A 9311-nucleotide genomic window follows, 5' to 3' on the forward strand; every position below is an offset into this window, starting at 1 on the left:
GAACTCACAATGAACATCCTCTCCTACGGACACAAGATCCGTACTAATAGGGTGTCCACTAAACGAGGGTAACCTCACCCTACCCCCACCAACACAAAATGTCGTTTAACTCGACACGCCGAAAAACAACACGTTTTGTCGTTTAACCCCGAAACCACCGGATACACAAGAACGAAGAAGCCCTCCCACCAGCATTTTCTCTGGTGAAAGGGGCTAAAATTGCTCCTCCAACTGGGCTCGAACCAGTGACCCTTCGATTAACAGTCGAATGCTCTGCCAACTGAGCTATGGAGGAATATCCATGTTGTACTTCGAACGTGCCGTTCTCTGTGCAACGAGAATTAACTATATAGGCTAACGTCGTTTTCACACAAATCGCCTGGTTAGCCGGAAAAATGAGGGACTCTACGAGGGGCAAGGCGGGAGGCATCGAAAAGCGCATGGCTTGTGCGTTTCTGTGTCGAAAGTAGGACCCGGGCTTTGGTTGAGGCTGGCTAATTTTCTCTTTTCCTGAACACCGTTCAATACGTCCGGTACCCTCAGATTATGACTTATTTCTCAGTGCGAATGCGGTCTGATTCCGCAGGCCAGCACATTTCGGGAGCAGAGCGAATCGCCAGGGAACACGAGGTTCCGTCGGTCTGCGCGGCGCTATCCCAGCGGGCTTTGGCGCACCCGAAGGGAATGGCGGAAAATACCTTCATCACCGTGGAGGCTTTGGCCGAGTCCGATATTCTGCATGTCCCTGCCGTAGAGGTAAAAGAAGAACCGGTGCAATCGCCTTCGCAGGCTAGGGACATCATCGAGGAACTATTGCGCCCCATGACCGCTCATTCCCAGGTAGTCATTGAAGAGACGTTTAGCGCCAGGAATATGCGCGGAGCAATGCTCATCGCAGCCGATACGGGCACTCGCTGCGAACCAGATGCACAGCGAGGAGTCCGCGTAAGCCACATGGACGCGTGCGGCGCTACAGATGAGGCTTTCAAAGGCAAGGACGCTGCTCGTGAAGCCATCGTGCTGGCGAGCAAGGTAGCCGCGCATCCCGATGTCTTAGCAGAACTCTGTGTGTCTGATGACCCGGCCTATACCACCGGCTATGTCTGCATAGATGACACGTACCACCGCCTGCCGCGCATTAAGGAACCTGGATCGGAGGAAGGAGCGAGGGCGTTCATCATCAAACCAGGAGCCGATATTGAAGCGCTGATAGATTATCTGGAAAACCGCGCCGTACTCGTGGATTTTGAGGCAGAAAAGTGAACGAGAGCCTAGAAGAAGTCGCATCTGCTCGTCTTGATAAGTGGCGAGAGGACGGCCTGTGGCGCAGCCCTTCGGTCTTTGCGAGCGGGCAAGTGCCAGAAAGCTCCCTGCGGACCGACCCCGAAAAGGCAGCTAAGGAGGCGGTGCTCTTTAGCTCGTCGAATTACCTGGGTCTGGCAGAACATCCGGAGATTAAAAACGCCGTAAAGGACAGCGTTGATCACTACGGCGCAGGCTCAGGCGGCTCGCGTTTGACCACCGGCACGTCTGAATTACACGTTGCGGTAGAAGCCGCTGCGGCCCAGCTGACTGGGTATCCAGACTCGGTATTCTTTGCCACCGGGTACCAGGCCAACCTATCGACGTTGCAGGCGTTGGCCTCGCCCGAGCTCACCATTATTTCCGATGCGCGCAACCATGCCAGCATTATCGATGGCTGTCGGCTCGCAAAGGCGAGTGGCGCCTCCCTCGTCGTTACGGCGCACCGCGATACCCGCGCTGTAGAAAACGCTTTGGTCACCAGGACCACCAAGTATGCCTTGGTTATTACCGATGGCCTCTTTTCCATGGACGGGGTGCTTGCACCCTTGCCTGAGCTATCGCGGCTGGCACGCGAACACGGCGCGTGGCTTATGGTCGATGATGCTCACTCGTTTGGCACCGTCGGCAACCGCGGCCTTGGCCTCCCAGAATATTTCGGCGTCCAGCCCGATATTCAGCTTATTACCGCTAGCAAGGCGCTTGGCGCCGAAGGCGGCCTCGTGGCAACGAGCAAGCCGGTTGCCCAGCTATTGCGGCAACAAGCCCGGTCCTTCGTATTTTCTACCTCTCCCACGCCAGCAACATCGGCCGCCGTGCTCGCGGCGTTAAAGCTCATTGAGTCTGATCCCAGTCTGGTTAACCAACTGCAGGACAATATTGCTTATTGGCACAAAACACGCGGGACTACGCCACAGCAAGGGCCGATTATCCCCGTGCACGTCGGCGATGAAGCCGCCGCGATGGACGCTAGCGCTGCACTGCTTGACCGTGGATTTATCGTCCCGGCAATCCGGTGGCCCACTGTTGCACGTGGCGCTGCGATACTCCGCGTTACCCTCATGGCAACCCATACGCGCGCGCAGATCGATGCCCTCTGCACAGAACTTGAACAGCTGGGTTTATAAGCAAAACGCTCGGTGAGTGCGTTCAGGGAGTGGGGTTCTCCTCGCATACACTGGCAGGCATTATGAGCAGCTTCATTATTGACTATTCATGGCTCCATGAGCTGGTGCTGTACGGGCGTGACGCCGAGCTGTCCGCTGCAATTACCGGCAACTGGGACATTATTGAAGCTATATGGGACTTGGAGGAAAAGCACGCTATAGAAGAGGACTCCAGTTTCTTTGGCGGCGAAAATTGGACCGCGCGCTTTGTGTCCGGCCTCGATGATGGCGGCCCCTTGGACGTGGGGCTATTGGACGAAGAAGATACTTCAGTGATGCTCGAGCTCTCCGTTACCGGTGACGATGAAGAGACAATGGAGCACGCGCTTATCGATGCCACCGAGACCATCACCTGGCATTTATCCGACTGGGGCTTCGAAGACATCGAGTGGACCGCGATGCAGTGAGAAAAAGAGGTTCCGCCAGCTGGACTGGAGATACTCGATGGCGGTTGATCGTTGGTGAAGAACCCAAGCGATGTGGCTACTGCTCTATTGAAAATTGTCAGCGGGACCAGTTAAGCTTTCATTACGACGAGCCGGATACCGGAACGATGTCGCCTGGAGCCGCGTAGGCTCCAGAGCTTTATTTGGGACTTCATACTTACGCTTATGTGAAGTTTCCCGAGTTTTGTTCCTAGGCATTTGCCTTGATTTCTAATATCTCTTGTGGCGGGTTCTGCTTCCATAATCCTGTTTCAGGCTCGTTGGGGTTGATATCCCAAGCTCTGGTGGAGTCTGGTCTCAGGTCAGCTTGACACTCGCTCAAACCTGACAACTTCAATCTCGATTGAGGTTGCCCTCGTTTGGTGGACACCCGATTAGTGCGGATCTTGTGTCCGTAAGAGAGGATGTTCATTGTGAGTCAACAACGCCAGAAATACACACCTGAGTATCGACGCGAAGCCGCGAACCTGGTAATCGAATCGCAGCGCCCAATTGCTCATGTAGCGAAAGAAATTGGTGTCGCACCAGGTCTTTTAGGCCGATGGGTGAAAAATGAGCGTCAACGCCTAAGGATCCTCCGATGGGCTACGCGAAGCGGATCTTCGTGCGGAGAACGCTCGTCTGCGTCGTGAGTTGGCTGAAGCCAAGATGGATAACGAGCTTTTGTCACAAGCGACAGCCTTCTTCGCTTTAAGGCAACGCGAACAGAAAAGTTCGAATTAATGTAGCCAGAGCAAGGCGAACTACAGCATCAAACGCATGGCACGACTATTAAAAGTGTCTCGGTCTGAATACTACAAATGGACCCATATACAGCAGCAACGCTTAACCGGTAAGGATGATCGTGCATCATTTTACAATGATGTTGACCGCAAGATTCATCAGATTTGGAAAGACTCCGATGAGGTCTATGGTGCTCCGCGGATCACCGCAGAACTAGGTGAGCGCTACCAGATCAGTATGAATCGCAAGACTGTGGCCAAGCGGATGCGCCTGATGGGCATTGAAGGGATCTCACCGCGTGCTTTCGTTCCAGTGACAACGATCCAAGCCAAACGTAAATCTGCTCTTCCTGAAGTGTCCCAGGTTTTGTTCCGTTTGAGTAGATGGGAAAATCTGGAACATGCCAAGAAAATTTGACCAGGATGCAAAGGACCGTGTGGTCCGCCTTGTAGAAGACCGCATCTTGACGGAAAACATGTCAATGCACCCCGCGTGCCAGGAAGTAGCTCCAAAGCTGGGGGTTTCATGGCACATAGCTCGTCAATGGACTTAAGTCTGCTCGTCGTGCGGGAAACATCCCAGAGCCTGTTCCTGAAGACTTGGCTGCGGAAAACGCGAGGCTACGCCGCGAAAATCACCAGCTTCGAGATACCAACGAGTTGCTGAAGGCCGCGTCAGCTTTTTCTCCTCACGACCAGGCCCCAAGCCTCGGTTATGATCCGGTTCATCGATAAATACCGGAATTGTTTCTCTGTCGAGTTCATCTGCACTGGCGTTAAAAGAATAACCGGGCTCGCGGGTTTATCACCTCGCGTGGTTATCGCCAGTCCATAGGCCACAGCCCGTGGGCTAAGTGCTCGTCGCCTTCGTGATGGCTGTTCTGGTTGAACGCAGTAGTGCCATTCATCGGGATAATGACGGTGTCTTAAGCGTGCGGACAATGTGGCATGCGCTTCACGGTGATGGAATAGATATCGGTCGTGAACACGCTACCCGGCTGATGCGCCTGGCTGGTGTTTCTGGCACAGGCAAAGGCGGATCACCTATCACAACCCGAAAAGCTCACGTGCCGGATCTGCGCCCAGACTTGGTCGATCGTGAGTTCAAAGCCCAGGGCCTTAAACAAGCTGTGGGTGGCCGACATTACCTACGTGCGCATGAAGAAAGGCTTCGGGGTCGGGCCCATGCGCACTGCAGGCATTACCGCTGCAAGCTCTCAATCAAGCGACCCAAGTGTGCGAGGGACACAAGAGGTCTTATTCACCATTCGGATCACGGCTCGCAGTACGTCAGCGTTGTCCACAACGAGCGTCTCGCCCAGCACGGGATTGCCGCTTCCACTGGGACTGTCGGTGACTGAAATGACAATGCTCTGGCTGAAAACGTTAACGGCTCCTCACAAGAGGCGAACTCATCCATAATCGCAGGTGGAATGATGTTGTCGAGGTAGAAATCGCCACATTTGAGTGGGTGTCATGGTGGAACGAGGTAAGGCTCCACCAAAGCCTGGGATACCAAACCCCAGCCGAAGCGGAAACCAAATTGTGGAAGCAGAACCCGCGACAGGGAATAATAGAAACCAAGGCACATGCCTAGGAACAAAACTCGGGGCACTTCACTATGTCGACTGGGCCGGTGACAAAGTGCCAGTGGTGGATCAGGCTAGTGGTGATACTGCATTCAAGGCCTCACTGTTCGTCGAGGTCAACCCATACTCAGGGCTGATGTATGTTACTGCTGCTGCGAATGAGAAGATGCCGGCGTGGATTGAGTGCCACATCAAAGCGTTGAACTATCTCGGCAAAATACCGGCGGTCATCGTGCCGGATAATGCTCCTACGGCGACCTACCGGCCGAAGAAGAAATCTACATATCGAATGGTCACTGACCGCTACGCAGCGTTTGCCGACTATTATGGGGTCACAATTGTGCCGACAAGACCTGGCAGGCCTCGTGACAAAGCGGCAGTAGAACGCGCTGTGAAAATCGTCTACACCAAAATCCTGGGTTACTTCGGCGATGAGGTCTTCTACAGCCTCAACGGCCTTAATGAGGCGATCGCTTATCGCCTTGCTGACATCAACGACACAATGACGCGGGCTGATGGCACAACACGGCGCCTGCGCTTTGAGCAAGAAGAGGCACCGGTGATGCGGGATCTTCCGCCCGCACCGTTTACGGAAGTGTCCTATAAGCGGCTCAAGGTCGATCGCAACTGGCACATCACTTGTGACTACCAGTACTATTCAGTGCCATTTCAGCTGGTAGGAGAATCGGTAACAGTCAGGCTCACCCCGAAGCTGGTGAGCGTCTTCAAAGGGGATCAGCTTGTTGCTGAACACACGCGCCTTCATGGATTTAAGTACCGTTATTCCACTGACCCCAACCATGGGCCCAGTGGCGATGACGAAGGCCACAAGGCGCTTACTCGTGATGAGCTGTTGGCTTGGGCCTCGTCGTTTGGGCCAGCAACGAACACTGTGGCCAAATTTTGGAAGACAGTTTAGCGAGATCCTATCACTTTTTATCAAGTGATTAATAGACTGCTAGCTCCACTTAAAACACCGATCATTCCGCTGCTCGACGAAAGACTATATGGTTATTGGGCCAGAAAAAGTAGCAGATGGCTAGGAACGCCACGACTATTCGCCCAACCAAGCTAGGGAAGAAAGCTGTAATAGCTATCGTTGCAGCAAAGAGGAAAATGGAACGCACACGATGCATCCAAGGAGATACCGCTTTTTCACCCATGATCATGGAAATGCCAAAAAGGATTACTCCCAATATTGAATAGAGCCACAAATATCCATAATTGAAAAAGTGTTCAACTCCATGTTTCTCAATAATATCCGAGGGGAATATAGTGACAAAAGCCCACAGAGATTCTGGAAAGCGAATAAACTTTGGATCTTTATCCATCCGCATTAGTCATCCTCAATCTCTGCGGTAATTGGCGGAAATCCCCACTTAGAGTACCAGGTAATACCTTTACCCTGCGCGACCGCCCCTGTGATTTTAGTAGCAAGATCGACAAAGTAAGTTGCCCCAAGAAGACCGGCAGCGCCAGAAATAGCAGCTCCGATCGGCCCGCCTGCTACAGCACCCCAAGCAAAGAATGCCGCCTCAAGAGCAGCTGGCCCATCCATTGCCGCTGCGGTAAGAGTTGCAGCCGCCCCAACCGTCAGATCGCTATTTGATATGTGGCCGAGCTTGTGATCATATGTAGTGACAATTTTTGGCTCGTTTTCCTTGTGCTGAACAACGCTTTCATCCTCAGCAAGCACTGAGTGGAAAAAACTGACATCTTTGTCTTCGAAACCATAATCACTACGGAGCTGATCATCGTTGAGATCGGACTTGAGGTTACCCTCATCGTCGTAATCAATATGTTCACCGACGTTACTAATTAGCTCAAGCCGCTTTTTCTCTTCAGGAGTGATATCCTTAAGAGACCTATCAAATTGCTCTTCAGACCAAACAGGAGTTTTCTCTGCTTGTTCAACCGTTTCGGCAGAAGCTGCGGGGGCAATACTTGCAGTGATTAGAGACGCAACTGTCAGAAGCGCGACTCGATTCATGATAGAACCTTTCTGTATCGATAGGCGGACCAAATCTATGATACACGCCATCCTGACATCCCGCTTCTCAGATGAGCCGCACCCTACAGCATGTGGAATGCTCTCGCTGGTGGAATGAGAATTAAGGGGTTTCCGATGTCTCATAAATGAGAGTTCTCGCCTATGATGGGTTCAATCACAATGACATTCGCGAATTGCTCCGAGTAGCCAGCACGGCTTGGATCCATTCAATAAGCCCGACCCCGGTAGCTCCAGGGGCAAGCTCGAAGGTGCTGCGCCGGGCGAAGGAGCCCTCGGCGGGGGACTGCTCGAACAGCCACCAGGTTTTCCCGTCGGTGAGGATTCCGTTGTAACGGGAACCATCTTGGCTCATGCGGGTAGTGACATAGTCAGCGAGTTGGTTGATGTAGTCCGCGTCGGCGCTCTCGTTGGTGAGCCGCTTTTTTACTTCGATGACAGTGGCGCCGGTGACGATGTCGATTCGTCGGTAAGAACCATCACCGATCTGCTCTTCCAACCGTGGGGTATCCAAGTCGAAGTCGTCGGTAGTCAGCAGGGTCTTGATGTCGGACTGAATGTCAGCTTCAGTGCGCCCAGTGGAATCTGGAGACGCCAGGCGAGCGATCAGGGATTGTGGTGTGGTCATGGCTTTCTAAGGTGGGTAGGTAAGTCTTAGTTGTTGATTCTTTCACGACGTACCCGTAGCAAGGGCTGGTTGGCGGCAACCAAATCTTTGATTTGGGCGGCAGCCCAACGAGCCGCAAGGCGAGGCGGGAGAATAAACAGTAACCCGTAGTGAACGGTTTTATTGGTTGATCGGCTGGGGATATAGTTATAAGCCACCTGGGAAAATAGAGAAAACCGCAGGCAAACCCCTGTGGATAGCCAGCCCGGTATCGGTAAATATGCGCAAGCTGTTTTAGGCAAAAAGAAAGCGCCCCAGAGGGCGCTATTTCTCTGTGTTTGGTTTAGTCGAGTTCGGGGCGCGGTGGCTTCTGCTGAACTGATGGGGAGGTTTTAGTGACTGTAACACCGTCGGTGCTGGCTTCAATTCCTGCAGCGGGCCACACCATCGTTAATTCAACAATGGCTTTTTAATCTCAGCGCGGAAGTGTGCCCAGTCTTGGCCTGTTCGTAGAATCTTGGTGGCGAAGTTTGCGGCGATCAAGTCCCAGGTGAAAGTGTAGGCGTCGCGGTTGTTTTTCGCCAGCCAGTACTGCTTTACCGTGAGCCAGAGATAAAGGTCCATTGCTCGTGGTTTGTTGAGCTCGCGCAGTACATTGAGGTCGATGGGAATGGGTGCTTCGGCAATGTGCTTGAAGAACTGGGGAGTGAGGACAAGTTCTGATTCCATGAAGCTGCCCGGGTTAGGATCGCGTGGGTCGAACCAGAGATTCCAGTCTTCGAGACTTTGGGTGTTGCGACCCCGTGCGTGAACCCCGTCGCCGCTTTGGACAGTGATGAAAGAGCCAGCGATGCGTAGGAGTTGTTCGCGGATATTTCTTAGGTTTCCGGTTGCTCCTCCGGTGCCGCGTCCGGTGACGCCGATTGCTTGAAGGAAGTGGCTCATTGAATGGTCTAGCGGGATGCGTAGGGCTTCTTCATGGGTGCTTTTGCCTTCTTTGAGGCGTCTAGCATTAGCTACGGCGCGGGTGATGATGTAGGCCATGATGAGCTGCGGGTACTTGCCGTAGGGGACTCCGCGTTGGGAAAGAATGGTGATTGTTCCCTGTGGGGTTTAGACGGTGCGGTTGTTTCCCTCGGTTTTGCGGTAAGGGAAGAGCGCTTGGACGAAGAGTTTGGAGGTGTAGCCGACGTCTTGGGTTTGGAGGAGTTCTTGTGTGGCGTCGTATTCTTGCCGGCGGGCTAGTTCTTTGACCGCTTCGAGCTTGGCGCGTGGGGTTGCCCGCAAATCGTGGACACGTAGTAGAGCTACCTCGTGGTTAGGCAGCTATTTTTTCTTCGTTTTTGGTTTGGGTGATGTGGTTCTCGAAATCGACGGGGCTGACCATCCCGAGGGAGCGTGTCAAGTTGTTTGTGTGTGGGGTCGGACTATAGGTATTTGTCGAAGCGGTCGGGAAAGGCCACGGCCATTT

The 9311-nt window shown here is 53.3% G+C and carries 11 protein-coding genes, 1 tRNA gene and 2 pseudogenes; 8 read left to right on the plus strand and 6 right to left on the minus strand.

Annotated elements, in window-relative coordinates:
• Positions 1-222 precede the first annotated feature (222 nt).
• Positions 223-295: transfer RNA gene (locus tag ABRP87_RS10730), tRNA-Asn, on the minus strand.
• Positions 296-546: 251 nt separating this feature from the next.
• On the opposite strand from ABRP87_RS10730, the gene ABRP87_RS10735 reads away from it, so the two are divergent.
• The 8 genes and pseudogenes from ABRP87_RS10735 to ABRP87_RS10770 all read left to right on the plus strand — a co-directional run bounded on the left by ABRP87_RS10735 (position 547) and on the right by ABRP87_RS10770 (position 6144).
• A complete protein-coding gene (locus ABRP87_RS10735; RefSeq protein ID WP_349868766.1) occupies positions 547-1263 on the plus strand; it encodes a 6-carboxyhexanoate--CoA ligase in 717 nt (238 codons plus the stop codon).
• Positions 1260-2429 carry an aminotransferase class I/II-fold pyridoxal phosphate-dependent enzyme gene (locus ABRP87_RS10740; protein ID WP_349862869.1) on the plus strand — a complete coding sequence of 390 codons (1170 nt, stop codon included), beginning with the start codon at positions 1260-1262 and terminating at the stop codon, positions 2427-2429. Before ABRP87_RS10735 ends, ABRP87_RS10740 begins: the two co-directional genes overlap by 4 nt.
• A 62-nt stretch (positions 2430-2491) precedes the next feature.
• On the plus strand, positions 2492-2875 hold the full coding sequence (locus tag ABRP87_RS10745) for a hypothetical protein (RefSeq protein WP_349862867.1): 384 nt from the start codon (positions 2492-2494) through the stop codon (positions 2873-2875).
• Between the two features lie 443 nt (positions 2876-3318).
• Entirely contained in the window at positions 3319-3546 is a 228-nt protein-coding gene (locus ABRP87_RS10750; RefSeq protein ID WP_349853819.1) for a transposase, read from the plus strand.
• Between the two features lie 127 nt (positions 3547-3673).
• A pseudogene (locus ABRP87_RS10755) lies at positions 3674-3928 on the plus strand (IS3 family transposase); the annotation flags it as partial.
• A gap of 63 nt (positions 3929-3991) precedes the next feature.
• A pseudogene (locus tag ABRP87_RS10760) lies at positions 3992-4190 on the plus strand (hypothetical protein).
• A gap of 860 nt (positions 4191-5050) precedes the next feature.
• Positions 5051-5233, plus strand: a complete 183-nt coding sequence (locus ABRP87_RS10765) for an integrase core domain-containing protein (RefSeq protein WP_156905836.1) — start codon at positions 5051-5053, stop codon at positions 5231-5233.
• Positions 5234-5289: 56 nt separating this feature from the next.
• Positions 5290-6144, plus strand: coding sequence for a Mu transposase domain-containing protein (locus tag ABRP87_RS10770; RefSeq protein WP_232208499.1), 855 nt, complete (start codon positions 5290-5292; stop codon positions 6142-6144).
• A 61-nt stretch (positions 6145-6205) separates the two neighbouring features.
• Here the strand turns inward: ABRP87_RS10770 and ABRP87_RS10775 are convergent, their stop codons facing one another.
• From ABRP87_RS10775 to ABRP87_RS10795, 5 genes are all read right to left on the minus strand, one after another.
• On the minus strand, positions 6206-6556 hold the full coding sequence (locus tag ABRP87_RS10775; protein ID WP_156904619.1) for a hypothetical protein: 351 nt from the start codon (positions 6554-6556) through the stop codon (positions 6206-6208).
• Positions 6557-6561: 5 nt separating this feature from the next.
• Positions 6562-7215 carry a hypothetical protein gene (locus ABRP87_RS10780; RefSeq protein WP_349868767.1) on the minus strand — a complete coding sequence of 218 codons (654 nt, stop codon included), beginning with the start codon at positions 7213-7215 and terminating at the stop codon, positions 6562-6564.
• Positions 7216-7390: 175 nt separating this feature from the next.
• A complete protein-coding gene (locus ABRP87_RS10785; RefSeq protein WP_349868769.1) occupies positions 7391-7861 on the minus strand; it encodes a hypothetical protein in 471 nt (156 codons plus the stop codon).
• A gap of 429 nt (positions 7862-8290) precedes the next feature.
• Complete coding sequence (locus tag ABRP87_RS10790; protein ID WP_349868771.1) at positions 8291-8884, minus strand: replication protein RepA; 594 nt, start codon at positions 8882-8884, stop codon at positions 8291-8293.
• A 69-nt stretch (positions 8885-8953) separates the two neighbouring features.
• Positions 8954-9127: a hypothetical protein gene (locus ABRP87_RS10795; RefSeq protein ID WP_349853822.1), complete on the minus strand. Its 174-nt coding sequence runs from the start codon at positions 9125-9127 to the stop codon at positions 8954-8956.
• Positions 9128-9311 lie beyond the last annotated feature (184 nt).

Origin of the sequence: Corynebacterium sp. KPL2830 (assembly GCF_040225635.1) — a bacterium.
Taxonomy (GTDB): domain Bacteria; phylum Actinomycetota; class Actinomycetes; order Mycobacteriales; family Mycobacteriaceae; genus Corynebacterium.